The 25,381-nt window shown below is 73.7% G+C and carries 18 protein-coding genes and 1 tRNA gene; 15 read left to right on the top strand and 4 right to left on the bottom strand.

The window, feature by feature from the left end; translation table 11 throughout:
• Positions 1–158 precede the first annotated feature (158 nt).
• The 3 genes from OG599_RS12460 (at position 159) to OG599_RS12450 (ending at position 5,205) form a co-directional block, all read left to right on the top strand.
• Positions 159–2,567: a HelD family protein gene (locus OG599_RS12460; RefSeq protein ID WP_327176053.1), complete on the top strand. Its 2,409-nt coding sequence runs from the start codon at positions 159–161 to the stop codon at positions 2,565–2,567.
• A gap of 516 nt (positions 2,568–3,083) precedes the next feature.
• Positions 3,084–4,520, top strand: coding sequence for an NAD-dependent malic enzyme (locus OG599_RS12455; RefSeq protein WP_327176052.1), 1,437 nt, complete (start codon positions 3,084–3,086; stop codon positions 4,518–4,520).
• A 403-nt stretch (positions 4,521–4,923) separates the two neighbouring features.
• Positions 4,924–5,205, top strand: a complete 282-nt coding sequence (locus tag OG599_RS12450) for an HU family DNA-binding protein (RefSeq protein ID WP_003968811.1) — start codon at positions 4,924–4,926, stop codon at positions 5,203–5,205.
• A gap of 309 nt (positions 5,206–5,514) precedes the next feature.
• Here OG599_RS12450 and murA read toward each other — a convergent pair whose 3' ends face one another.
• On the bottom strand, positions 5,515–6,855 hold the full coding sequence (gene murA / locus OG599_RS12445; RefSeq protein WP_327176051.1) for a UDP-N-acetylglucosamine 1-carboxyvinyltransferase: 1,341 nt from the start codon (positions 6,853–6,855) through the stop codon (positions 5,515–5,517).
• A 272-nt stretch (positions 6,856–7,127) separates the two neighbouring features.
• Between murA and OG599_RS12440 the strand changes: the two genes are divergently transcribed.
• The 7 genes from OG599_RS12440 to OG599_RS12410 all read left to right on the top strand — a co-directional run bounded on the left by OG599_RS12440 (position 7,128) and on the right by OG599_RS12410 (position 15,769).
• Entirely contained in the window at positions 7,128–7,688 is a 561-nt protein-coding gene (locus tag OG599_RS12440; protein ID WP_327176050.1) for a YqgE/AlgH family protein, read from the top strand.
• 30 nt (positions 7,689–7,718) lie between these two features.
• Positions 7,719–8,006, top strand: coding sequence for a DUF3039 domain-containing protein (locus OG599_RS12435; protein WP_026250415.1), 288 nt, complete (start codon positions 7,719–7,721; stop codon positions 8,004–8,006).
• A 193-nt stretch (positions 8,007–8,199) separates the two neighbouring features.
• Complete coding sequence (locus tag OG599_RS12430) at positions 8,200–9,894, top strand: beta-N-acetylhexosaminidase (RefSeq protein WP_327176049.1); 1,695 nt, start codon at positions 8,200–8,202, stop codon at positions 9,892–9,894.
• 424 nt (positions 9,895–10,318) lie between these two features.
• Complete coding sequence (locus OG599_RS12425) at positions 10,319–11,215, top strand: FAD binding domain-containing protein (protein ID WP_327176048.1); 897 nt, start codon at positions 10,319–10,321, stop codon at positions 11,213–11,215.
• Positions 11,212–13,263, top strand: a complete 2,052-nt coding sequence (locus tag OG599_RS12420; RefSeq protein WP_327176047.1) for a 2Fe-2S iron-sulfur cluster-binding protein — start codon at positions 11,212–11,214, stop codon at positions 13,261–13,263. Before OG599_RS12425 ends, OG599_RS12420 begins: the two co-directional genes overlap by 4 nt.
• Positions 13,260–13,427, top strand: a complete 168-nt coding sequence (locus OG599_RS12415) for a hypothetical protein (RefSeq protein WP_327176046.1) — start codon at positions 13,260–13,262, stop codon at positions 13,425–13,427. The genes OG599_RS12420 and OG599_RS12415 overlap by 4 nt, the downstream gene beginning before the upstream one ends.
• Entirely contained in the window at positions 13,424–15,769 is a 2,346-nt protein-coding gene (locus OG599_RS12410; RefSeq protein WP_327176045.1) for a xanthine dehydrogenase family protein molybdopterin-binding subunit, read from the top strand. The genes OG599_RS12415 and OG599_RS12410 overlap by 4 nt, the downstream gene beginning before the upstream one ends.
• 144 nt (positions 15,770–15,913) lie before the next feature.
• Here OG599_RS12410 and OG599_RS12405 read toward each other — a convergent pair.
• A tRNA-Cys gene (locus OG599_RS12405) sits at positions 15,914–15,988 on the bottom strand.
• A 225-nt stretch (positions 15,989–16,213) separates the two neighbouring features.
• The gene (locus OG599_RS12400) at positions 16,214–17,194 is read right to left on the bottom strand and encodes an alpha/beta hydrolase (protein ID WP_327176044.1); all 981 of its coding nucleotides are present in this window, start codon (positions 17,192–17,194) and stop codon (positions 16,214–16,216) included.
• 126 nt (positions 17,195–17,320) lie between these two features.
• On the opposite strand from OG599_RS12400, the gene OG599_RS12395 reads away from it, so the two are divergent.
• From OG599_RS12395 to OG599_RS12375, 5 genes are all read left to right on the top strand, one after another.
• Complete coding sequence (locus tag OG599_RS12395) at positions 17,321–18,229, top strand: LysR family transcriptional regulator (RefSeq protein ID WP_327176043.1); 909 nt, start codon at positions 17,321–17,323, stop codon at positions 18,227–18,229.
• A 118-nt stretch (positions 18,230–18,347) separates the two neighbouring features.
• Positions 18,348–19,880: an MFS transporter gene (locus OG599_RS12390; RefSeq protein ID WP_327176042.1), complete on the top strand. Its 1,533-nt coding sequence runs from the start codon at positions 18,348–18,350 to the stop codon at positions 19,878–19,880.
• 215 nt (positions 19,881–20,095) lie between these two features.
• Positions 20,096–21,877: a DEAD/DEAH box helicase gene (locus tag OG599_RS12385; protein ID WP_327176041.1), complete on the top strand. Its 1,782-nt coding sequence runs from the start codon at positions 20,096–20,098 to the stop codon at positions 21,875–21,877.
• A 603-nt stretch (positions 21,878–22,480) separates the two neighbouring features.
• Positions 22,481–23,125, top strand: coding sequence for an IclR family transcriptional regulator (locus tag OG599_RS12380; protein ID WP_327176040.1), 645 nt, complete (start codon positions 22,481–22,483; stop codon positions 23,123–23,125).
• Positions 23,126–23,271: 146 nt separating this feature from the next.
• Positions 23,272–24,060 carry a S16 family serine protease gene (locus OG599_RS12375; RefSeq protein WP_327176039.1) on the top strand — a complete coding sequence of 263 codons (789 nt, stop codon included), beginning with the start codon at positions 23,272–23,274 and terminating at the stop codon, positions 24,058–24,060.
• Here OG599_RS12375 and OG599_RS12370 read toward each other — a convergent pair.
• Entirely contained in the window at positions 23,999–25,348 is a 1,350-nt protein-coding gene (locus OG599_RS12370; protein WP_327176038.1) for an MFS transporter, read from the bottom strand. The genes OG599_RS12375 and OG599_RS12370 overlap by 62 nt on opposite strands.
• Positions 25,349–25,381 lie beyond the last annotated feature (33 nt).

Here is a 25,381-nt window from a genome sequence, read left to right as displayed (position 1 = left end):
GCCGCCGGACGCCCGGAACCCCGGCGGCGGTACGTTCCCGGACGTCCCCCTCGTCCGACCGGGTCCCCGTGCACGATCGGGGCGCCCCGCCTGATGCGCACCGGCCCCCCGTCGCGTACGGTTGACGGCTGCCCAACGCACGTCAGAAAGGGGCCTCGGTGGCCGCGCAGGATGCCGCTGTCGATTCTCTGCGGGACCGGGAAATCGGTGTCGAACAGGATCACCTGGACCGGGTCTACGACCGCCTCGAAGAGAAGATCGACGAGGCTCAATTCCTCATGCACGACGCCGTCAAGCGAGGCCAGGTCGGTACCCCCGGCGCCCTCGCCGAACGGGACGCCCAGGTCTTCCGGGCGGGCATTCACCTCAACCGGCTGCACAGCGAGTTCGAGGACTTCCTCTTCGGCCGTGTCGACCTGCTCCTCGGCAAGGACGGCGAACGCGGACCGGACGGCGCCTTCACCTCGGTGGAGCCCGCCGACGAGGCCGTACGCCCGGACGACACGGCGGACATCGCCGAGACGCTCCACATCGGCCGGATCGGCGTGCTCGCCGCCGACTACTCGCCGCTGGTGATCGACTGGCGGGCCCCGGCCGCCGCGCCGTTCTACCGCTCCACGCCCAAGGACCCCGGGCGTGTCGTACGACGCCGCGTCATCCGCTCCCGGGGCCGCCGCGTCCTCGGCGTCGAGGACGACCTGATGCGCCCCGAGCTCACGGCGTACCTGGACGGCGAGAAGCTGCCCGTCATCGGCGACGGCGCCCTGATGGCCGCGCTGGGCCAGGCCCGCAGCCACACCATGCGGGACATCGTCTCGTCCATCCAGGCCGAGCAGGACCTCGTCATCCGCGCCCCCGCCGCCTCCGTCACCGAGGTCACCGGCGGCCCCGGCACCGGCAAGACCGCCGTGGCCCTGCACCGCGCCGCGTACCTCCTCTACCAGGACCGGCGGCGGTACGCGGGCGGCATCCTGATCGTCTCGCCGACCCCACTGCTCGTCGCCTACACCGAGGGCGTGCTGCCCTCCCTCGGCGAGGAGGGGCAGGTCGCCATCCGCGCGGTCGGCTCCCTCTCCGACGAGGCGGCCGGCGTCGCGGGCGCCACCACCTACGACGAGCCCGCCGTGGCCCGCATCAAGGGCTCCTCCCGGATGCTCCAGGTGCTCCGCAAGGCCTCGCGCGGCGCCCTCGACCAGCCCGCACCGCGCACCGCGCCCCGCGAGAGCGGCCAGCTCTCCTTCGGCGACGGCGACGGCGGGGAGACCGCACCCGCCGCCGCACCGGGCGGCGCGAGAGCCGCGACCCCCACCCGGCTGCGCGTCGTCGCCTTCGGCGCCCGCGTCGAGCTGGAGGCCGACGAACTCCAGCGCATCCGCCACAACGCGCTGGGCGGCTCCGCCCCCGTCAACCTGCTGCGCCCGCGCGCCCGCAAGCTGCTGCTCGACGCGCTCTGGAGCAAGTCCTCCGGCCGGGGCCGCTACACCGACCCCGAACTCGCCGCCGAGCTCCGCTCCTCCTTCGACGACGACGTCTCCACCGAGACCCCGTTCCTCGAATTCCTGGACGCCTGGTGGCCCGAGCTCACCCCGCGCGGGGTGCTCGCCGCGATGGCCGACGAGAAGCGGCTCGCCCGCTGGTCCCGCCGTGTCCTCAACCAGGGCGAGGTGCGCCGCCTCTCGCGCTCCCTCAAGCGCCTGGGCACCGACGGCCAGGGCCCCCTCTCCGTGCACGACGTGGCGCTCCTCGACGAGCTCCAGGCCCTGCTCGGCGCCCCGGCGCGGCCCCGCAAGAAGCGCGACCTGGACCCGCTCGACCAGCTCTCCGGCCTTGAGGAGCTGATGCCGCAGCGCGAGGAGACCCGCCGCGAGCGGGCCGAACGCCTGGCGGAGGAGCGCACCGAGTACGCGCACGTCATCGTCGACGAGGCGCAGGACCTGACGCCCATGCAGTGGCGGATGGTCGGGCGCCGGGGCCGGCACGCGACCTGGACCATCGTCGGCGACCCGGCGCAGTCCTCCTGGTCCGACCCGGACGAGGCCGCCGCCGCGCGCGACGAGGCGCTCGGCAACCGCCCCCGCCGCCGCTTCACGCTCACCGTGAACTACCGCAACCCGGCGGAGATCGCCGAGCTGGCGGCGAAGGTGCTGGCGCTCGCCATGCCCGGCATGGAGTCGCCGTCCGCCGTCCGCTCCACGGGGATCGAGCCGCGCTTCGCGACCGTGGGCGACCAGGACCTCGCCGACCGCGTCCGCGAAGAGGCCCGCCGGCTGCTCGACCAGGTCGACGGCACCGTCGGTGTGGTCGTGGCGATGAACCGCCGCGTCCAGGCCCGCGCGTGGCTGGCCGAGCTGGGGGAGCGCGTGGTGGCGCTCGGCAGCCTGGAGGCCAAGGGTCTCGAGTACGACGCCACGGTGGTGGTCTCCCCGGCGGAGATCGCCGACGAGTCCCCCGCCGGACTGCGCGTGCTGTACGTGGCCCTCACCCGGGCGACGCAGCAGTTGACGGTGATCTCGGCCGCCGCCGACCTGCCCGACGAGGACGGGGTGCCGGACCTGCTGCGGGACTGACGGGCCGGGCGCCGCACGGGTTCCGGGGGCGTCGTACGGCGCCCCGGCGGGCCCCGTACGGCGCCCCGGACACCCGCCGGAAGACGAACCGCGAGAGTCAACCCGCTGCGGGGGAATCACTTCTCACGGGTGTTTGTTAGCCTGGTGTCGGCACCGGCTCGATCCAAGCCCCCGGGCCCAACCTTCGTCGCTACGAGCGACCTCTTGCCGCGAGGCGAGCATGGCGGGTCGGTGCCGCTCACGTAGAAGACAGGTCCGCGTCACCTCACGGTGACGCGGACCTGTTCTGCTTCGTGCGGGACGTGTCTGCTTCGTGCGGGACGTGCGGGACGTGCGGGGCCTCCACGGCTCCGGACCCGCCGCCCCTCGCATCCCGCTCTCGCATCTCGGAAGTGATCTTTCGTACTGCGGCAGTGGTTACCGGCTACCCGTCAGTAGGTGCGACGATCGTGGGCGCGTGCGGGGCTCGTCCCCACCGCGGAAGCAATGATGCTCAGGAAAGCGAAGGACACGGCCATGGCAACGGCGCCCAGCGTCTCGTACTCGATGACGGTCCGGCTGGAGGTGCCCGCGAGCGGCACCGCGGTCTCTCAGCTCACCACGGCCGTGGAGTCCTCCGGCGGCTCGGTGACCGGCCTCGACGTGACCGCCTCCGGCCACGAGAAGCTGCGGATCGACGTCACGATCGCGGCCTCCTCCACCGCGCACGCCGAGGAGATCGTGGAGGGCCTGCGCGCCATCGACGGCGTCCTGCTCGGCAAGGTCTCCGACCGTACGTTCCTGATGCACCTCGGCGGCAAGATCGAGATGGCGTCCAAGCACCCCATCCGCAACCGCGACGACCTCTCGATGATCTACACCCCGGGCGTGGCCCGCGTCTGCATGGCGATCGCCGAGAACCCCGAGGACGCCCGCCGCCTGACCATCAAGCGCAACTCCGTCGCCGTCGTCACCGACGGCTCCGCCGTCCTCGGCCTCGGCAACATCGGCCCGATGGCCGCGCTCCCGGTCATGGAGGGCAAGGCCGCCCTCTTCAAGCGCTTCGCCGGCATCGACGCCTGGCCGATCTGCCTGGACACCCAGGACTCCGACGCCATCGTCGAGATCGTCAAGGCCATCGCCCCCGGCTTCGCGGGCATCAACCTGGAGGACATCTCGGCGCCGCGCTGCTTCGAGATCGAGGCCCGGCTGCGCGAGGCCCTCGACATCCCCGTCTTCCACGACGACCAGCACGGCACCGCCATCGTCGTGCTGGCCTCCCTCACCAACGCGCTGCGCGTGGTCGGCAAGGGGATCGGTGACGTACGGGTCGTCATGTCCGGTGCGGGAGCGGCCGGTACGGCCATCCTGAAGCTCCTGATCGCCGCAGGCGTCAAGCACGCGGTCGTCGCCGACATCCACGGCGTGGTGCACGCGGGCCGCGAGGACCTGGTCGCCGCGCAGCCCGACTCGCCGCTGCGCTGGATCGCCGACAACACCAACCCGGAGGGCGTCACCGGCACCCTCAAGGAGGCCGTCGTCGGCGCGGACGTCTTCATCGGCGTCTCGGCCCCCAACGTCCTCGACGGCGACGACGTGGCCGCCATGGCGGACGGCGCGATCGTCTTCGCGCTCGCCAACCCGGACCCCGAGGTCGACCCGACGATCGCCCGCGAGACGGCGGCGGTCGTGGCCACCGGCCGCTCCGACTTCCCGAACCAGATCAACAACGTGCTGGTCTTCCCGGGCGTCTTCCGCGGCCTGCTCGACGCCCAGTCGCGCACCGTCAACACCGAGATGATGCTCGCCGCCGCCGGGGCCCTCGCCGACGTCGTCGCCGAGGACGAGCTGAACGCGAACTACATCATCCCGTCCGTCTTCAACGACAAGGTCGCCGGGGCCGTCGCCGGAGCCGTGCGTGCCGCCGCCAAGGCCGCCGGAGCCGCCGAGGCCACCCCCGCCGGACAGCTCTGATCCGGGGCACTCCCAGGCCCGCGCGCGGTGCCCCGGCCCGGGCTCCGCGCGCGGTGCCGCGCTTCTCCCGGTACGCGCCGTACGGCGCGTCGCGGGTCGCGGTGCCCCAAACGCGCCTTTAGGGTTGCGGGCAGCGGGTACACGGTCGATCAGCGCCCGGGGCCCGGCATCCGCTGCGCACCGCTCCAGGAAGTCGACGGAACGTGACCATCGACGGACCGTGACGCTTTCCGTGTGACACCGGAGGGTTCCGGATTGGCTTTCCCGCCGCAGGTGGGGGCAGGATGCGTAATCGGGCGCGAGGGTCTGACATCAGACCCGGGTCCGGGGACTGTCAGAGGGCCCTGGCAGCATCGGCTTCGATCTCACGCCTCACAGGCAAGAAGAACACGGGAGTAACAACATGAACCGCAGTGAGCTGGTGGCCGCCCTGGCCGACCGCGCCGAGGTGACCCGCAAGGACGCCGACGCCGTGCTGGCCGCGCTCGCCGAGACCGTCGGTGAGATCGTCGCCAAGGGCGACGAGAAGGTCACCATCCCCGGCTTCCTGACCTTCGAGCGCACCCACCGTGCCGCTCGCACCGCTCGTAACCCGCAGACCGGCGACCCGATCAACATCCCGGCCGGCTACAGCGTGAAGGTCTCCGCGGGCTCCAAGCTCAAGGAAGCCGCCAAGGGCAAGTAAGTCCCCAGGCGCGTCGGAGGGCGGTCACCCGGACCAGGGTGGCCGCCCTCCGGCATATGCCGGAATAGCAGCCCCAGCCTGCTCGTGTGAGCAGGCTGGGGCCGCCCACGCCCGCCCGTACGGGCCTCGGGGCCCCTCTCCGGGCCCCGAGGGCGGCCAAGGGCTCCCGTGCGGCGCAGCGGCCGTCTGGGGCGTTCCTGGGGGCCGGGGTGTGTGTACGGGCCACGTACGCGCGAAGCCCGCCGCCCCGGTCCCGTCTGACGGGGGCCGGGGCGGCGGGCTTCGCGCGTACGACAGACGTACGGTGGGTCAGACCAGGGAACCGCCGGGCAGCTCGACCTTGGCGCCGAGTTTCTCGAGCTTCTCCATGAAGTTCTCGTAACCCCGGTTGATCAGGTCGATGCCGTGGACCCGCGAGGTGCCCTCGGCCGCCAGCGCCGCGATCAGGTACGAGAAGCCGCCACGCAGGTCGGGGATGACCAGATCCGCGCCCTGGAGCTTCGTCGGGCCGGAGACGACCGCGGAGTGCAGGAAGTTGCGCTGGCCGAAGCGGCAGTCGGAACCGCCCAGGCACTCGCGGTACAGCTGGATGTGCGCACCCATCTGGTTGAGCGCCGAGGTGAAGCCGAGCCGGGACTCGTACACCGTCTCGTGGACGATGGAGAGGCCGGTCGCCTGCGTCAGCGCCACCACCAGCGGCTGCTGCCAGTCGGTCTGGAAGCCCGGGTGGACGTCCGTCTCCAGCGCGATGGCCTTCAGCGGGCCGCCCGGGTGCCAGAAGCGGATGCCCTCGTCGTCGATCTCGAAGGCCCCGCCGACCCGGCGGAAGGTGTTGAGGAAGGTCATCATCGAACGCTGCTGGGCGCCGCGCACGTAGATGTTGCCCCCGGTCGCGAGCGCCGCCGACGCCCAGGAAGCCGCCTCCAGGCGGTCCGGGATCGCCCGGTGGGTGTACCCGTCGAGCTTGTCGACACCGGTGATCCGGATGGTCCGGTCGGTGTCCATCGAGATGATCGCGCCCATCTTCTGCAGTACGCAGATGAGGTCCTCGATCTCCGGCTCCACGGCCGCGTTGGACAGCTCGGTGACGCCCTCGGCGAGCACGGCCGTCAGCAGCACCTGCTCGGTGGAGCCCACCGAGGGGTACGGCAGCCGGATCTTCGTACCGCGCAGCCGCTGCGGGGCCTCCAGGTACTGCCCGTCCGCCCGCTTCTCGATCGTCGCGCCGAAGCGGCGCAGCACGTCGAAGTGGAAGTCGATGGGCCGGCCGCCGATGTCGCAGCCGCCCAGCCCGGGGATGAAGGCGTGGCCGAGGCGGTGGAGCAGCGGGCCGCAGAAGAGGATCGGGATGCGGGACGAACCCGCGTGGGCGTCGATGTCGGCGACATTGGCGCTCTCGACGTGCGTCGGGTCCAGGACCAGCTCGCCCGGTTCGTCACCCGGGCGCACCGTCACGCCGTGCAGCTGCAGCAGACCCCGGACGACCCGCACGTCACGGATGTCGGGGACGTTGCGCAGCCTGCTGGGACCGCTGCCGAGCAGAGCGGCGACCATTGCCTTGGGCACCAGGTTCTTGGCGCCTCGGACGCGGATCTCGCCCTCCAGCGGGGTGCCGCCGTGGACAAGCAGGACATCGTCTGTGCCGGTCATGAATCTCGCGTTCCGGAGTGGTCGGGCAGGGGGCCGATGAAAAGGGTAATGGCCTCCTACCCCCCGCCCGGCAGGCGATGCGGCGCGTACGGACGTAAGGAATTCGTCGCGACACGCTCCGCACGCCGAACCTCGCGCAGCGTCACCGCCCCGGAGCCCTGCGGACCGTGCGCTCCCCCGTGCCTCCGCGCGCCCGACCCGTGCCGCCCGGCCCTGGCACGGGCCGGACGACTTGGCCCCCGCGCGGGCCCGGGATGCGGGATCATTTCCCCATGACCGAGGTGTCCTCCCTCACAGGCCGGCTGCTGGTGGCCACGCCCGCACTCGCGGACCCGAACTTCCACCGCGCGGTGGTGCTCCTCCTCGACCACGACCAGGAGGGCTCGCTCGGCGTGATCCTCAACCGCCCCACCCCGGTGGAGGTCGGCGACATCCTCGAACCCTGGGCCGGCCTGTCGGGCGCGCCGGACGTGGTCTTCCAGGGCGGACCGGTCTCGCTGGACTCCGCGCTCGGGGTGGCCGTGATCCCCGGCGACGAGGGCCCGCTCGGCTGGCGCCGGGTGCACGGCGCGATCGGCCTGGTCGACCTGGAGGCCCCGCCGCAACTCCTCGCCGCGGCCCTCGGCTCGCTGCGGATCTTCGCCGGATACGCGGGCTGGGGCCCCGGCCAGTTGGAGTCCGAGCTCGACGAAGGCGCCTGGTACGTGGTCGATTCGGAGCCCGGCGACGTGGCCTCCCCGCACCCGGAGAAGCTCTGGCGCGCCGTCCTGCGGCGCCAGCGCAGCGAACTGGCCATGATCGCCACGTATCCCGACGACCCTTCGCTGAACTGACGGCCGCGCTCTTCAGTACCCTTGGCGCTCATGAGCACTCTTGAGCCCGAGCGCGGGGCAGGTACGGGGACCCTCGTAGAGCCGACACCGCAGGTGTCGAACGGCGACGGCGACCACGAGCGCTACGCCCATTACGTCCAGAAGGACAAGATCATGGCGAGCGCCCTGGAGGGCACCCCCGTGGTCGCACTGTGCGGGAAGGTCTGGGTGCCGGGGCGCGACCCCAAGAAGTACCCGGTCTGCCCGATGTGCAAGGAGATCTACGAGTCCATGGGCGCCGGCGGCGACAAGGACAAGGGCGGCAAGGACAAGAAGTAGTCCGGCGGCCGGCGCTTCCCGCGCCGGAGGCTCCGCACGTCACCGGATCCCCGTGGTGCGCCCCGGCGCGCGGCACGGGGATCCGCCGTGCCCGGCGGCCTTCCCCGCGCCCGTGCCCCGTACCCTTCGGGCCCTCTCTCCTGGTCCGGACCAATGGTTCCGTTTCCGGCCGGTGTGCTGAAGGATGCGCCCCATGCACACGGACACGGACACGTTCTCCCCGGCAGGCGCCGACGCGCCCGCCGACACGGTCACGGCCCTCGGCCTCGTACCGGCGCCCCGCCGCGCCCGGACGGGCGGCGACGCCCCGTTCGTCCTGGACGCGGCCACCACCCTCACCGCCGGACCCGGCACCGGGTCGGCCGAACGCTGGCTGCGGTCCACCCTCGGCGCCGCCTTCGGCCTCCCGCTCGCCCCCGGCCAGGGCGGCGGCCCCCGCGCGATCGAGCTGGTCACCGACGCCGCGATGGAGCCCGAGGGATACCGGCTGACCGCCGGGGCGTCGACCGGTGTACGCATCACGGGCGGCAGCCCCGCCGGGGTCTTCCACGGCGCCCAGACGCTCCGCCAGCTCCTCGGCCCCGAGGCGTTCCGCCGCGCCCCCGTCGTCCCCGGCACCCGGCCCGCCGTCCCGGCCGTCGAGATCGAGGACGCCCCGCGCTTCGGCTGGCGCGGCTTCATGCTCGACGTCGCCCGCCACTTCACGCCCAAGGACGACGTGCTGCGCCACCTCGACCTGCTGGCCGCGCACAAGCTGAACGTCTTCCACTTCCACCTCACCGACGACCAGGGCTGGCGCGTCGAGATCAAGCGGTACCCGCGTCTCACGGAGCGCGGCGCCTGGCGGTCCCGTACCAAGTACGGCCACCGCTCCTCCGACCTCTGGGACGAGACCCCCTACGGCGGCTTCTACACCCAGGACGACATCCGCGAGATCGTCGCGTACGCCGCCGAGCGGCACATCCGGGTCGTCCCCGAGATCGAGATCCCCGGCCACTCGCAGGCCGCCATCGCCGCCTACCCGGAGCTCGGCAACACCGACGTCACCGACACCGCGGCCCTCACGCCCTGGGACCGCTGGGGCGTCAGCACCCACGTACTGGCCCCCACCGAGGCCGTGCTGCGGTTCTACGAGGGCGTGTTCGAGGAGATCCTGGAGCTCTTCCCCGCCGAGGTCTCGCCGTTCGTCCACGTCGGCGGCGACGAGTGCCCCAAGGACGAGTGGAAGGCGTCCCCCGCCGCGCAGGCCCGGATCGCGGAACTCGGTGTCGGTGACGAGGACGGCCTCCAGGCCTGGTTCATCCGCCACTTCGACCGCTGGCTCACCGCCCGGGGCCGCCGGCTCATCGGATGGGACGAGATCCTGGAGGGCGGCCTGGCCGAGGGCGCGACCGTCTCCTCCTGGCGCGGGTACGCGGGCGGCGTCGCCGCCGCCGAGGCCGGCCACGACGTGGTGATGTGCCCGGTGCAGCAGGTCTACCTCGACTACCGCCAGGACGGCGGCCCCGACGAACCGATCCCCATCGGCTGGGTCCGCACCCTGGAGGACGTCTACCGCTTCGAGCCGCTGCCGCCGGGCCTCTCCGAGGAGGCCGCCCGGCACGTCCTCGGCACCCAGGCCAACGCCTGGACCGAGGTCATGCAGAACCGCGCCCGCGTCGACTACCAGGTCTACCCGCGCCTCGCCGCCCTCGCCGAGGTCGCCTGGACGGAGCTGCCCGCCCCCGCCGCCCGCGACTTCGCCGGATTCACCGCCCGTATGGACACGCACTACGCCCGACTGGACGCCCTGGGCGTCGGCTACCGCCCGCCGAGCGGCCCGCTGCCGTGGCAGCGCCGCCCCGGAATCGGCGGCCACCCCCTCGAAGGCGCACCCCCGGTCGTGTGATTCCGCCCGCCCTCGATTCCGCCCCCGGCCCGGCGGATTCCGGGGGCGGTCAGGCCGCACGGGAGCGCCGGAGGACCGATTCCGGGCCGGTGCGTGCCGCACACGAGTTGGCCGAAACTTTGCGTTCGGCCCGGAGTCGGCGGACCGCCCCGGACCGCCCCGCACCGCGTGCCGTCAGGGACGAACGGCTCTCCGCGCCCCCCTGCCCGGCCGTCCGCGACGCGCCGAGGAGTGGCCATTCACACCCCGTACCGAAGTAGTACGAACCAGGATTTTCGGTCCGTTCGGTGACGGATACAACCTTCGTGGACCCTCGCGCCGGAGCTGCCGGAAGATGTGCCAGAGTTGCCACGTCCGGGCTGTGAGCACGTACCGTACGGCGGAACGGGCCGGAGGGCCTGGACACCGGGAAGGGGCAGCTGGGTTGACCACGCACGCACCGCAGGCGACGCAGTCGGTGACAATGCCTGCATCGATCGACGAGGCTGTGGCGGCCCTCGGCGCCATGCCCGCCGCGGTTCCGGTGGCCGGCGGCACGGACCTCATGGCGGCCGTCAACCAGGGGCTGCTGCGCCCCGCCGGACTCGTCGGACTCGGCCGCATCAGCGAGCTGCGTGGCTGGAACTACCAGGACGGCCACGCCCTGCTCGGCGCCGGCCTCACCCACGCCCGCATGGGCCGCCCCGACTTCGCCGCGCTGATCCCCGCCCTCGCCGCCTCCGCGCGCGCCGCGGGCCCGCCCCAGATCCGCAACGCCGGAACCCTGGGCGGCAACATCGCGAGCGCCGCGCCGAGCGGCGACACCCTGCCCGTGCTGGCCGCGCTGGAGGCCGAGCTGGTCATCGCCGGCCCCGGCGGACGCCGCCGCGAGATGCCGGTCTCCTACCTGCTCGCCGGGCGCGAACTGCTCGAACCCGCCGAACTGATCGCCTTCGTCCGGGTACCGCTGCTGCACGCCCCGCAGGTGTTCCTCAAGGCCACCGGCCGCACCGGACCCGGCCGCGCCATGGCGTCCGTCGCGATCGTGCTCGACCCGGCCCGCCGCGGGGTGCGGTGCGCGGTCGGCGCCATCGCGCCGATGCCGCTGCGCCCGCTGGAGGCCGAGCAGTGGATCGCCTCGCTGATCGACTGGGACGGGGCGCGCGGCCTGGCCCCCGACGCCCTGGCCGCCTTCGGCGAGTACGTCGCCGCGGCCTGCATCCCGGACCAGGTACCGTCGGCCGAAGGGGAGGCGCCACCACCGCTGCCACCCGCCGTTCTGCACCTGCGGCGCACCGTCGCCGCGCTGGCCCGACGCGCGCTGGGGAGGGCACTGTCGTGAGCAACGAGGAAAACCCCCAACAGCACGGACAGCAGGGGGAGTACGACCCCGAGCCGCGCTACGGGTCCTGGCAGCCGACGCGCCAGAGCGGCGAGTACGACGCCGACGCGACGGCCTTCGTCCACCTGCCGCCGGAGGACCTGGCCGACGCCCCGCTGGCCGCTCCCGGCCACGGCTACGTACCGCCGATGATCCTGCCGCTGACGCCCGCCGCCGGTCACGACCCGGCCGCAGGCGGCGGCTGGAACGCCCGGCCGCAGCCGGCCCACCCGGACGGACAGCACCCGCGGGACGGCTCGGGCACGCCCGGCGCGGTGCACTGGCCGGACCCGAACCAGCAGAGCCCGTACGCCCCGTACGAGCAGGCGCACTCCACCGGGCACCACACCGCGCAGTGGAACTTCACCGACGGCGCGGACGGGACGGACGCGACCGACCCCGGCGCCTCGGCCTACGGGGTGCCCTACGGCGGGGCGTCCTCCGGATACGACGCGGCCCCGGTCCACGAGGGGTACCCGCCGTACACCGCGCCCGGGGCCTACGAGCAGCCCTACGAGGGTGGGCGCGGCGGCCAGAACCCCAACGGCGCCTCCGACCACCACCTCGGCCACACGGACCACACAGGTCATGCGGACCACACAGGTCATGCGGACCACACGGGTCATGCGGAGCTCTCCGGCCACACGGACCACACCGGCCATGTGGATCTCTCCGGTCACGCGGATCGCATCGGCCCTGTGGACCACGCCGGGCACACGGACCACACCGGCCACACGGATCTCTCCGGGCACGGCGACCCGGCCGGGCACACCGGGCAGTGGACGATCCCGGTCGCGGACGGCGAACTCCCCGAAGAGTCGGGGGAGTTCGCCGCCTCCTCGGGGCTGGATCAGTGGTACACCGGCACCACCCCGCCCGCCACGCTCCCGGGCGGTGCGCCCGCGCCCTGGGCGACCCAGGAGTTCGCCGTACCGGAACAGGCGCCGGAGCCCGCGCCGGAACCGGAACCCGCGCCGGAACAGGTGCTGGTGCCGGAGCCGCGTCACGAACCGCAGCCGGCAACGGAGTTCGAGTCCGGGGCCGAGCCGGAACCCGTCCCGGCCGACGCGGACCCGGCCGTCGGGGCGGAGCCCGGACCGGCCGCCGAACTGCCCGACGGGCAGCCGGTGGACACGGCCGACGGCCCCGTACCGGACGCCGCCGAGGCGCCCGCGACGGCGGCCGAGGACGAGCCCGCACGCGCGCCGGAGGCGGCGGCCACGGCCGAAGAGCCGGAGGCGCCGGACACCCTGGACGCGCCGGAAACCCCCGACGGGCCGGAGTCCGACCCGCTCCCGGCCCCGGCCGAGGACGAAGTGGCCGCTCCGGCGGCGGAGTTCGCGCCCGACGGGTTCGCCGCCGAGGGGGCGCCGCCCGCGCCGGAGGCCGTACCGCGGGCGAGCGAGCACCCGAGCACCTCGTACGTCCTGCACGTCAACGGCGTCGACCGCCCGGTCGCCGACGCCTGGATCGGCGAGTCGCTGCTCTACGTGCTCCGCGAGCGGCTCGGCCTGGCCGGCGCCAAGGACGGCTGCTCGCAGGGCGAGTGCGGTGCCTGCAACGTCCAGGTCGACGGCCGTCTCGTCGCCTCCTGCCTCGTCCCGGCGGCCACCACCGCCGGCAGCGAGGTCCGGACGGTCGAAGGGCTCGCCGTCGACGGGGAACCCTCCGACGTGCAGCGCGCCCTCGCCACGTGCGGGGCCGTCCAGTGCGGGTTCTGCATCCCCGGCATGGCCATGACCGTCCACGACCTGCTGGAGGGCAACCACGCCCCCAGCGAGCTCCAGACGCGCCAGGCGCTCTGCGGCAACCTCTGCCGCTGTTCCGGCTACCGGGGCGTGCTCGACGCCGTACGCGACGTCGTGGCGTCCCGCGCCGCGAGCGCCGAGGCGGCCGCCGCCGCGCCGCCCGCCGGCGCACCGGAGGCCGCCGAGGCGCGCATTCCGCACCAGGCGGCACCCGGCGCCGGTGGCGTCCAGGCCCCGCCGCACCAGGGAGACGCGCGGTGAGCCCCGCCACCCCCTCCCCGTCCGTCCGTACCGGTCTCCGCGCGTCCACCTCGGTGGACGCGCGCCCGGCGCACCGGCGTCACCGCGACGCCGGCCCTCAGGTCACCGTCACCGGCACCCCCAGCCGCCGCCGCGGCGGAGCGAACGACAAGGAGGCGGCGTGACCAGCGACGCGGCCACCGCGGCCAACGCGACCAGCACCACCCTGCCCCGGACCGACGGCGCGTCCGGCACCCCCGGCCCCGAGGCGCCCGTGCTCGGCATCGGCGCCTCGCTGCCGCACGCCGACGTCCGGGCGAAGACCGAGGGCACCTTCCCGTACGCCGCCGACCTCTGGGCGGAGGGCCTGCTCTGGGCCGCCGTGCTCAGATCGCCGCACCCGCACGCCCGGATCGTGTCCGTGGACACCACGGCCGCCGCCGAGATGCCCGGCGTACGCGCGGTCGTCACGCACCAGGACATCCCCGGCGAGGCCCTCTACGGCCGCCATGTCGTGGACCGCCCGGTCTTCGCCTCCGACCTGGTGCGCCACCACGGCGAGGCCATCGCCGCCGTCGCCGCCGACCACCCGGACACCGCGCGCCTCGCCGCCGCCGCCATCGCCGTCGAGTACGAGGTCCTGGAGCCCGTCACCGACCCGGAGAAGGCGTTCGAGGCCGAACCGCTCCACCCCGACGGCAACCTCGTCCGCCACATCCCGCTCCGCTACGGCGACCCCGAGGCCACCGGCGAGGTCGTCGTGGACGGCCTCTACCGCATCGGCCGCCAGGACCCGGCGCCCATCGGCGCCGAGGCCGGGCTCGCCGTGCCCCGGCCGGACGGCGGCGTCGAGCTGTACACCGCCTCCACCGACCCGCACACCGACCGCGACCTCGCCGCCGCCTGCTTCGGCCTGGAGCCGGACCGGGTACGGGTCGTGGTGACCGGCGTCCCCGGCGCGACCGGCGACCGCGAGGACCCCGGCTTCCAGATCCCGCTCGGCCTGCTCGCCCTGCGCACCGGCTGCCCGGTGAAGCTCGCCGCCACCCGCGAGGAGTCCTTCCTCGGCCACCCCCACCGCCACCCGACCCTGCTGCGCTACCGCCACCACGCGGACGCCGAGGGCCGGTTGGTCAAGGTGGAGGCCCAGATCCTGCTGGACGCGGGGGCGTACGCCGACGCGTCCTCCGAATCCCTCGCCGCCGCCGTCGCGTTCGCCTGCGGACCGTACGTCGTCCCGCACGCCTTCATCGAGGGCTGGGCCGTCCGCACCAACAACCCGCCCTCCGGACACGTCCGGGGCGAGGGCGCGATGCAGGTGTGCGCCGCGTACGAGGGCCAGATGGACAAGCTGGCCGCCAAGCTGGGCATCGAGCCCGCCGAGATCCGGGCCCGCAACGCCCTGTCCACCGGCGACATCCTGCCGACCGGCCAGACCGTCACCTGCCCGGCCCCGGTGGCCGAACTCCTCGAAGCAGTACGGGACTTCCCGCTGCCCACGCTGCCCAAGGACACCCCCGAGGAAGAGTGGCTGCTGCCCGGCGGCCCGGAGGGCGCGGGCGAGCCCGGAGCCGTACGCCGGGGCGTCGGCTACGCGTTGGGCATGGTCCACATGCTGGGGGCGGAGGGCACCGACGAGGTCTCGACCGCCACCGTGCGCGTCCACGACGGCGTCGCCACCGTGCTCTGCGCGGCGGTCGAGACCGGCCAGGGTTTCACCACCCTCGCCCGCCAGATCGTGCAGGAGACCCTCGGCGTCGAAGAGGTCCACGTCGCCTCCGTCGACACCGACCAGCCCCCGGCCGGACCGGCCACCCACGGCCGCCACACCTGGGTCTCCGGCGGGGCCGTGGAGCGCGCCGCGAAGATGGTCCGCACCCAGCTGCTCCAGCCGCTGGCCCACAAGTTCGGCATGTCCGTGGAGCTCCTCCAGATCGCCGACGGCAAGATCACCTCGTACGACGGGGTGCTCTCCACCACGGTCACCGAGGCGTTGGACGGCAAGGAACTCTGGGCGACCGCCCAGTGCCGCCCGCACCCCACGGAGCCGCTGGACGAATCCGGCCAGGGCGACGCCTTCGTCGGGCTCGCGTTCTGCGCGGTCCGCGCGGTGGTCGACGTCGACATCGAGCTCGGCTCGGTCCGGGTGGTCGAGATGGCCGTCGCCCAGGACGTCGGCCGGGTCCTCAACCCGGCCCAGCTCGCCGCGCGCATCGAGGCCGGCGTCACCCAGGGCATCGGCGCCGCGCTCACCGAGAACCTCCGCACCGCCAAGGGCCTGGTCCGGCACCCCGACCTCACCGGCTACGCGCTGCCGACGGCCCTGGACGCCCCGGACATCCGCATCGTGAAGCTGGTCGAAGAACGCGACGTGGTCGCCCCCTTCGGTGCCAAGCCCGTCTCGGCGGTGCCGGTGGTCACCTCCCCGGCAGCGGTGGCCGCCGCCGTCCGCGCCGCGACCGGCCGCCCGGTCAACCGCCTCCCGGTCCGGCCGCAGGCAGCGGTGGCGGCGGCGCCGAAGGGCTGAGGCCCGAGCGGTGTCCGGGTCCCGCGCTCCTGCGTGGGGGCCGGACACGGGGCCGGCGTCCCCGGAACACGCGAAAGCGGCCGTCCCCGCACCATGGGGACGGCCGCCGCCGTGTTTCGTACGGCGCATGCGCCGCGTTCCTGCTGGAGGCCGTGACCGGATTCGAACCGGTGTAACTCGAGTTGCAGTCGAGCCCCTGAACCTCTCGGGCACACGGCCGAGGTGTGGTGCCTCGGTGTCGTCATGACCGTACGGGCCCGGGGCGGCTCGGCTCAAGGGGTTCGACGGGCCCGCAACGCGACTGCCATACGCCGTTCACAGTCGCCCACCTGCCCCACCCGGCACCGTCCGGCCCTTTCGCCGCCCCGCACCCGGGAGCCCGGGCTACGGGGGCGCGGGCCCGGCCTGCCGCCCCGCCGTCCGGGGCGGTGTCCGGCTCGTCGGTCAGCGCGAGCGGCCGTCGAGGTGACCCCGCAGGAAGGCTGCGACGTCGTCCAGCGCCCGCGCGCCCTCGGCCAGGACGGCGGCGAAGCCCTGGAAGACGTGGGGCGCGCCCGGGAACGTCTGCAGGGTGACCGCCACGTCGTCGTCCGCGGCCTTGGCGGCCAGCCGGAGTGCGTCGTCGAGGAGGACCTCGTAGGTTCCGGCCTGGATGAGCAAGGGGGGCAGTCCGCGCAGGTCGGCGAAGAGGGGGCTGGCGAGGGGCGAGCGGGGGTCGGCGCCCGCGAGGTAATGGTCCGCACGGATGGTCAGCGCCTGCCGCGTCAGGGCAGGGTCGAGGGAGGCCTTGGTCTCGTGGCTGCGGCCGGACTGGGTGAGGTCCACCCAGGGGGAGAGGACGGCGGCCGCCGCCGGCTGCGGCAGCCCGGCCTCCCTGACCGCGACCAGCAGGGCCAGGGCGAGTCCTCCGCCGGCGGACTCGCCGCCCACGGCGACCGTCTCGGCCGGCACACCGCCTTCGAGCAGCCCCCGGTAGGCGGCCAGAGCGTCGTCGACGGCTGCCGGGAACCGGTTCTCCGGTGCGAGCCGGTAGTCCACCGTGTGGACGGTGGTGCCGGAGCGGCGGGCGATGTCGGAGGCCAGGCCGACGCTCGCGGCGGCGGAGCCGAGGGCGTAGCCGCCACCGTGGAAGAACAGCACCGTCCCCGACGGCTCGCCGTCGCCCGCGGTGACCGTGAGGGCGGGGACACCGCCGAGCTCGGCGGCCGTGGTGCGCACGTCCGCGGGGACCGGGTGGGAGGCGATCATCTCGTCGAAGACGAGCCGCATCGTGTCCGGGTCACCGCCCAGGTCGAGCGGGGAGGTGCGCAGCAGATCGACGACGGCGCCGAGTGGGGACGCGGCCATGGTGGTCCCGCCGGCCGCGCCGCTCGATCCGCCGGTCACTGTGGCGACCCCGCGCCCGTCGTGCCGCGTATCCGTCATCTTCTGCTCCCTGGGTGCGAGCCGTCGCGGCGTTCTGTCGCACGCCGCGACGACTTCTCGTCGGGTCCACCCTTCGCCACGCTCGAATTATTTGTCCAATGAATCCTTGGCATAGAGAATATGCGTATGACGCATATCGAGCGGGCCGACCTGAATCTGCTCGGCCCTCTGGCGGCCCTGCTGGCGGAGCGGCACGTCTCGCGCGCCGCCGAGCTGGCCGGGACGAGCCAGCCGGCGATGAGCCGGGCCCTGCAACGGCTGCGGGACGCTTTCGGGGACGAACTGCTGGTCCGCACGCCGGGCGGCTACCGGCTCACCCCGCGCGCCGAACGGATCCAACGTCAGCTCGGCGGGGTCATGCCACGGCTGGAGACGCTGTTCGCACCGGAGACCTTCGAGCCCGCGGACGCGGCCGAGGCATTCCGGATCGCCGGGACCGACTACGCCTCGGTCTTCGTCCCGGCCCTCTGCCGACGCGTCTTCCGGGACTCGCCGCATTCCACCCTGGACTTCGGCAGGTGGCACGACGGCGTCTTCGAGGACATCGACCACGGCCTCGTGGACCTGATCTTCTACGCCACCAGGAAGCCCTCACCCGGCCTGCGCAGCGAGCACCTGTTCGACGACCGGTTCGTGTGCGTCATGGCGCGCGACCACCCCCTGGCCCACCGGCCGGGACTGACCCTGGACGACTACCTCTCCTCCCGGCACGTGATCGTCGCCACCGTCGGAGGCCGGCAGACCGCGGTCGACGATCTGCTGGACCAGCTCCGCAGGCCGCGTACGGCCGGCCTGTCCGTGCCGTACCACTCCGTGGCGCCCCTGGCCGTACCGGGCACCCGCCTCGTCGCCACCCTCCCCCACCGCATCGCCGCCGAGCACGCCTCCGACCCCGCGCTGCGCATCCTGCCCGCGCCGCCGGAGATCCCCCCGCTGCGGTACCACATGAGCTGGCACCCCCGTCTCGACAACGACCCCGCCCAGCGCTGGCTGCGTGACGCGGTCCGCGGGGTCCTCGCGGAGCCGTCCCCGTGAGCCCGCCGCGCCGCCACAGGATCCAGCCGGTCCGAACGGGAGACCTACGACCATCGGACCACCGCACCCCCTCCCCACGACAGGGATCAACCGGGCGTTTGCCCCTTACCCTGGTGCGATGACCGCCCTGGACCCGCGCGACGCCGATGTCGCGCCCGCCGCCCTGCCCGCCGACGACATACCCGCCGACGCCCGGGCCACCGCCGCGCGGACCGAAGGGGCCGGCGAGGCGGGGGAGGCCGGGGACTCCACCGGGGGTGTGCTCGGCCGGACCTACCGCGCCCTGAGCATCGGGATCGTCTCCGTCGTGCTGCTGATCGCCTTCGAGGCGACCGCCGTGGGCACCGCGATGCCGGTGGCCGCACGCGAGCTGCACGGGGTGCCGCTGTACGCCTTCGCCTTCTCCGCGTACTTCACCACCAGCCTCTTCGCCATGGTGTTCTCCGGGCAGTGGGCCGACCGCAGCGGGCCGCTCGGCCCCCTCGCGGCCGGGATCAGCGCCTTCGCCGCCGGGCTGCTGCTCTCCGGCGGCGCGACCGGGATGTGGATGTTCATCGCGGGCCGGGCCGTCCAGGGGCTCGGCGGGGGACTGGTGATCGTCGCCCTGTACGTCGTCGTCGGCCGCGCCTACCCGGAGCGCCTGCGCCCCGCGATCATGGCCGCCTTCGCAGCGAGCTGGGTGATCCCCTCCGTGGTCGGGCCGCTGGCCTCCGGCACCGTCACCGAGCACCTCGGCTGGCGCTGGGTCTTCACCGGCATCCCGGTTCTCATCGTCTTCCCGCTGGCGCTCGCGCTGCCCGCGATCCGGCGCAGGGCCTCCGGGCCGGCGGACGAGGCCGGGGGCGCGCAGCCCTTCGACCGCCGGCGCATCCGGCTCGCCCTCGGAGTCTCGGTGGGCGCCGGGCTGCTCCAGTACGCCGGGCAGGAACTGGACTGGTTCGCACTGCTGCCCGCCGTCGCCGGGGTCGCGCTGCTGGTCCCCGCCGTCCGGGGGCTGCTGCCCACCGGCACCGCGCGCGCCGTACGCGGGCTGCCCGCCGTGGTCCTGCTGCGCGGGGTCTCGGCCGGATCGTTCATCGCCGCCGAGTCCTTCGTACCGCTGATGCTGGTGACCCAGCGCGGGCTGAGCCCGACGATGGCCGGGCTGTCGCTCGCGGCGGGCGGCGGCACCTGGGCGCTCGGCTCGTTCATCCAGTCCCGGCCCCGGATGGAGCCGCACCGGGAGCGGCTGATGTTCGTCGGCATGCTCATGGTGACCGTGGCGATCCTGGCCGCGCCCTCCGTGCTGATCCACTCCGTGCCCGCCTGGACCGTGGCCGTCGCCTGGGCGGTCGGGTGTTTCGGCATGGGCATGGTGATCGCCTCGACCAGCGTGATGATGCTCAAGCTCTCCACCCCGCAGGAGGCGGGCGCCAACTCCGCCGCCCTCCAGATCTCCGACGGCCTCTCCAACGTCCTGCTCCTCGCGATCGGCGGCGCGGCCTTCGCGGCGCTCGGCGGCGGCGCGGTGGGCGCCGTCCACGACACCGCGGAGGCGGGCGCCTCGGCGGCCCACCCGGGGGCCTTCGCGGCGGTCTTCCTGCCCATGGCGGCGGTCGCCCTGGTGGGAGCCTGGGTGGCGACCCGGGTACGGGCTCCGCGCGCCGGCTGAGCCCCGCGGGAACCCGACTCCGCGCGCCGTACGAGCCTCACGGGAACCCGCCGGGCCGGTTGTGAAGAGCGTCTCAACCGGCCCGAACCACGCCTCGTTCGTACGGGGTTCCGCCCGGGCCCCCGGTAAGGTGGCCCGGTTGTCGTATCGCGTACCGGGTGTCCCGGGCGGTACCGGCAGCGCCCCACGTACCCGAGAGACCCGAACCGGAGACCGTGACTACTACCGCCTCCCACCACCTCTCACCCGCCTTTCCCGGCCGCGCCCCCTGGGGCACCGCGGGCAAGCTGCGAGCCTGGCAGCAGGGCGCCATGGAGAGGTACGTCCAGGAGCAGCCGCGCGACTTCCTCGCGGTCGCCACCCCCGGCGCCGGAAAGACCACCTTCGCGCTGACCCTCGCCTCGTGGCTGCTGCACCACCACGTCGTGCAGCAGGTCACCGTCGTCGCGCCGACCGAGCACCTCAAGAAGCAGTGGGCGGAGGCCGCCGCACGGATAGGGATCAAGCTCGACCCGGAGTACAGCGCCGGGCCGCTGAGCCGCGAGTACGACGGTGTCGCCGTGACGTACGCCGGTGTCGGCGTACGCCCGATGCTGCACCGCAACCGGTGCGAACAGCGCAAGACCCTCGTCATCCTCGACGAGATCCACCACGCCGGTGACTCGAAGTCCTGGGGCGAGGCCTGCCAGGAGGCGTTCGACCCCGCCACCCGGCGGCTCGCGCTCACCGGCACCCCGTTCCGCTCCGACACCAACCCGATCCCCTTCGTGACGTACGAAGAGGGCAACGACGGCATCCGGCGCTCCTCGGCCGACTACACGTACGGCTACGGCAACGCCCTCGCCGACGGCGTCGTCCGGCCCGTGATCTTCCTCAGCTACAGCGGCAACATGCGCTGGCGCACCAAGGCCGGCGACGAGATCGCCGCCCGCCTCGGCGAGCCGATGACCAAGGACGCCATCGGGCAGGCCTGGCGCACCGCCCTGTCGCCCACCGGCGACTGGATCCCCAACGTGCTCACCGCCGCCGACAAGCGGCTCACCGAGGTCCGCAAGGGCATCCCGGACGCCGGCGGCCTGGTCATCGCCACCGACCAGGACTCGGCCCGCGCCTACGCCAAGATCCTCAAGTCCGTCACCGGCGAGAAGCCGACCGTGGTCCTCTCCGACGAGAAGGCCGCCTCGAAGAACATCGACAAGTTCAGCGCGGACGACTCGCGCTGGATGGTCGCCGTCCGCATGGTGTCCGAGGGCGTCGACGTACCCCGCCTGGCGGTCGGCGTGTACGCGACGACGATCTCGACCCCGCTCTTCTTCGCCCAGGCCGTCGGCCGTTTCGTACGGTCCCGCAGGCGCGGCGAGACCGCCTCCGTCTTCGTCCCCACCATCCCGATGCTGCTCGACTTCGCCAACGAGATGGAGGTCGAACGCGACCACGTCCTCGACAAGCCGAAGAAGGGCAGCGACGAGGAGAACCCCTTCGCGGAGGAGGACAAGCTCCTCGCCGACGCCGAACGGCTGGAGGACGAGGAGACCGAGGAGCAGCTGCCCTTCGAGGCGCTGGAGTCCGACGCCGTCTTCGACCGGGTGCTCTACGACGGCGCCGAGTTCGGCATGCAGGCCCACCCGGGCAGCGAGGAGGAGCAGGACTACCTCGGTATCCCCGGCCTCCTGGAACCCGACCAGGTGCAGCTGCTGCTCCAGCGGCGGCAGACCCGGCAGATCGCCCACAGCCGCTCGAAGCCCGCCGCCGAGGCCGACCTCCTGGAGAAGCCCGCCGAGGCCCGCCCGGTCGTCACCCACAAGCAGCTCCTGAGCCTGCGCAAGCAGCTCAACACGATGGTCTCCGCCTACACCCACCAGAGCGGCAAACCGCACGGCGTGATCCACACCGAGCTGCGCCGGGTCTGCGGCGGGCCGCCGAGCGCGGAGGCGACGGCGGGCCAGATCCAGGACCGGATCAAGAAGGTCCAGGAGTGGGCGACCCGGATGAAGTGACCGCTTCGGGAACTTCCCGCGTCCACCGGCGCGTGACGTGACGACGGCCCGGTGCCCCGGCGGAATCCTCCGTCCGGGCACCGGGCCGTCGCCGTGGGGCGGGCCGGGACGCCCTCGGGTTCTCCGGGGTGTCGGCGCGCGTGGCCGGGAGCGGCGCACGCGGGCGGCCGAGCGCTGCCTCCGCGAGCGCGGCGCGTCATGATTTTTTGTTACGTACTGTTAACGCCGGTTTACCAATGGTGCCCGTCGTCACGCTCCGCGTCGTACGACCTGGACGCGCGTAGACGTCCGGGTTCCGGACGGTCGCGCGCTGACCGGCGGTTATGCGGGGCGGGAGCGGCGGGGGACCGGATTCTGGACGAGGTCTTCCGCTCAGCGGACTGCCTCGCTACTGTCCGAACATATGTGAACGCCCCGTGGCAACGTCGCCGCGGAGCGCAGCCGGTACCAGGTCGTTTCCGTACGCACCGCGCCCTTCGGGCGAAGGTGGAATCTCGGACACGGCCGGGCCAGACCGGCGGCCTCTCCGTGCGTCGCCGCTGGGACCGGCGTCGTGTGTGCGTGGAGCCGGCCGCCGTCGCTCACCCTCGGAGGGGACGGGTCGTGACCGCGGAGACTTCCCAGACACTCGACCGAGGACTACGTGTCCTCAAACTGCTTGCCGACACCGACCACGGGCTTACCGTCACCGAGCTGTCCAACCGGCTCGGCGTCAACCGCACGGTCGTCTACCGCCTGCTCGCCACGCTCGAACAGCACACCCTCGTCCGCCGCGACCTCGGCGGCCGGGCCAGGGTCGGACTCGGCGTGCTGCGCCTGGGCCGCCAGGTGCACCCCCTCGTACGCGAGGCGGCGCTGCCCGCGCTGCGCTCGCTGGCCGAGGACATCGGGGCCACCGCCCACCTGACGCTCGTCGACGGTTCGGACGCGCTCGCCGTCGCCGTCGTGGAGCCCACCTGGACCGACTACCACGTGGCGTACCGGCCCGGCTTCCGTCACCCCCTGGACCAGGGCGCCGCGGGGCGGGCCATCCTCTCCGCGCGGCAGCGCACCGTCGTGGACCACCCCGGCTACACCCTCACCAAGGGGGAGTTGGAGGCGGGCGCCAGCGGGGCCGCGGCACCGCTGGTCGGGGTCTCCGGCGTGGAGGGCAGCGTGGGCGTGGTCATGCTCGCGGACTGCATCCCGGAGCGGGTCGGCCCCCGGGTGCTGGACGCGGCCCGCGAGGTCGCCGACGCACTGAGATGAGAGGTCCCTCGACGACGTCCTATTGCTGACAGGTTCACGATCCTTCGGCTTCGTATGGTCTGGGCGCGGCGGCCCCGGCCGCCCGCGCCCGCGGGCCGCCGGGCCCGGCGCCCGGGACGGGGCACACCGACCGATAGATTGGCCGGGTGCCCCTTCGTCTTACGCGCCCCCGCACCCTCGCGCTCTGCGCGCTGCCGGTGCTCGCCCTGTTCGGGACCGCCGCCCTCGCCCCGCTGCCGTTCACGCTGGCCCAGCCCGGCACCACGGCGAACGTCCTCGGCGAGGCCGGCGGGAAGCCCGTGATCACCATCACCGGCGCACCCACCCGCACCACCGAGGGCCAGCTGCGGATGACGACGATCGTCGCCACCGGCCCCACCGCGGACGTGCGCATCGGCGACCTGGCCGACAGCTGGTTCCGTACGGACCGGGCGGTCATGTCGCGCGACTCGGTCTACCCGACCGGCGGCTCCGTCAAGCAGATCGAGCAGCACAACCTGAACGACATGAAGGAGTCCCAGGACGTCGCCGTCGACGCCGCCCTGAACTACCTCGACCGTGAGCAGGGGTCGATGACGTTCTCCCTCGACCTCGGCGACATCGGCGGCCCCAGCGCCGGCCTCTTCCTCGCCCTCGGCATCATCGACAAGCTCGACGGCAACGGCTCCGGCGGCGACCTCACCGGTGGCCGCACCATCGCCGGTACGGGCACCATCGCGGCGGACGGCACGGTCGGCGCGGTCGGCGGGGTCTCCCTGAAGACGCAGGCCGCCCGACGGGACGGGGCGACCGTCTTCCTCGTGCCCAAGGCCGAGTGCGGCGCCGCGACGGCCGAGCTCCCGAAGGGCCTGAAGCTGATCCCCGTCACCACCCTCAAGGGCGCGGTGTCCGCGCTCGACGCCCTGGACCGCGGCGCAGGCGTCCCCAGCTGCTGAGTACCGGGGACGCCGGAGGCACGCGCGGTGCGGGCGGGACGGGAGGCGACGCCACGCCGGCCGCCGGATCCGCGTCCATCTCCCGCCAGACGGGGAACACGAACGGGCCGAGCGTGGCCAGCACGAACAGGCCGCCCGTCAGCAGCAGCGCGCCCCGCACACCCGCCCCGTCCACGAGCAGCCCGGCCGCGAGGCCGCCGACCGGCATCGCCAGCTCGCAGCCCGCGGTGAGCGCCCCGGAGACCCGGCTGCGCAGGGCGTCGGGCACCCGTTCGTAGATCACGGTGGAGAGGATCGGGTTCAGCGATCCGGCCGCCACCCCCGCGCACACCATCGTCACGGCGAGCGGGGCCACCGAGTGGGTCGTCGCGGCCACCAGGAAGCGCGGAGCCCCGCTCAGCACGGCGCACACCCCGAGCACCCTCCGCCGGGAGAACCGTGCCCCGTACGCCCCGTAGAGCAGGGCTCCGGCCAGCCCGCCCGCGCCGAAGAGCGCGGTGAGCAGCCCGATCGCGGTGGCACCGCCCAGGGACTCCTCGGCGTGGACGGGCAGCAGGACGGCGCCCCAGCCCTGGTCGGTGCCGTTCATCAGCATCGCCAGGAGCACGATGCCGAGCAGCAGCCGGTTGCCGAGCAGATAGCCGTACCCCTCGCGCAGCTCGGAGCGGTAGGTCCGCAGGGAGACGGGCTGCCGGCCGGTGTCGGGAGCGGCGGCGCGGAAACCGCGCAGCCCGATGCCGAGGATCAGCGCGGAGATCCCGAAGGTGGCCGCGTCCATCAGCAGCACCGACGCGGGGCCGGTGAGCGAGATCAGAACCCCGGCGAGCGCGGCGCCCGCCATCCTGGAGCCCCGCCCCACGGCGTCGAGGAGACCGGCCGCCCGGGCGAGCGTGGTGCCGGCCGCCTCGGCGAGGTCGGGGAGGAGGACGTACCGGGCGGTGTTGCCCGGGGTGTGGGCGAACCCGCTCACCGCGACGAGCGCGCAGAGCGCCCAGAACGCCAGCAGGTCCGCCCGGTGCAGCAGGGGGATCGCGGCGACCGCGAGCGCGCAGAGGAGGTCGGAGCCGATGGCGACCCGGCGGCGGCCGAGCCGGTCGATGAGCGGCCCGGCGACCAGCGCCGAGACGACGATGGGCAGGGTCGCGCAGAAGGCGACGATCCCCGCCCGACCGGCGCTCCCCGTGGTCTGCAGCACGAACCACGGCACCCCGATCAGGGTGAGCGAAGTGCCCGCGGTGGACACGGTGTTGGCCGCGAGAACGGCGGCGAACGGGGTGCGTCGACGCACGCGGAGCGGCGCGGAACCCGGCTGATGCTTCCC

Source organism: Streptomyces sp. NBC_01335 (genome assembly GCF_035953295.1).
Lineage (GTDB): Bacteria > Actinomycetota > Actinomycetes > Streptomycetales > Streptomycetaceae > Streptomyces.
This window is presented reverse-complemented; position numbering and strand designations above follow the sequence as displayed.

What these genes read in the sequence shown, in the direction of transcription:
- OG599_RS12400 (WP_327176044.1), bottom strand. Translation starts at nt 17,194, where the DNA reads ATGACGGATACGCGGCACGACGGGCGCGGGGTCGCCACAGTGACCGGC.
- OG599_RS12390 (WP_327176042.1), top strand. Translation starts at nt 18,348, where the DNA reads ATGACCGCCCTGGACCCGCGCGACGCCGATGTCGCGCCCGCCGCCCTG.
- OG599_RS12395 (WP_327176043.1), top strand. Translation starts at nt 17,321, where the DNA reads ATGACGCATATCGAGCGGGCCGACCTGAATCTGCTCGGCCCTCTGGCG.
- OG599_RS12455 (WP_327176052.1), top strand. Translation starts at nt 3,084, where the DNA reads ATGGCAACGGCGCCCAGCGTCTCGTACTCGATGACGGTCCGGCTGGAG.
- OG599_RS12435 (WP_026250415.1), top strand. Translation starts at nt 7,719, where the DNA reads ATGAGCACTCTTGAGCCCGAGCGCGGGGCAGGTACGGGGACCCTCGTA.
- OG599_RS12440 (WP_327176050.1), top strand. Translation starts at nt 7,128, where the DNA reads ATGACCGAGGTGTCCTCCCTCACAGGCCGGCTGCTGGTGGCCACGCCC.
- OG599_RS12450 (WP_003968811.1), top strand. Translation starts at nt 4,924, where the DNA reads ATGAACCGCAGTGAGCTGGTGGCCGCCCTGGCCGACCGCGCCGAGGTG.
- murA (WP_327176051.1), bottom strand. Translation starts at nt 6,855, where the DNA reads ATGACCGGCACAGACGATGTCCTGCTTGTCCACGGCGGCACCCCGCTG.
- OG599_RS12430 (WP_327176049.1), top strand. Translation starts at nt 8,200, where the DNA reads ATGCACACGGACACGGACACGTTCTCCCCGGCAGGCGCCGACGCGCCC.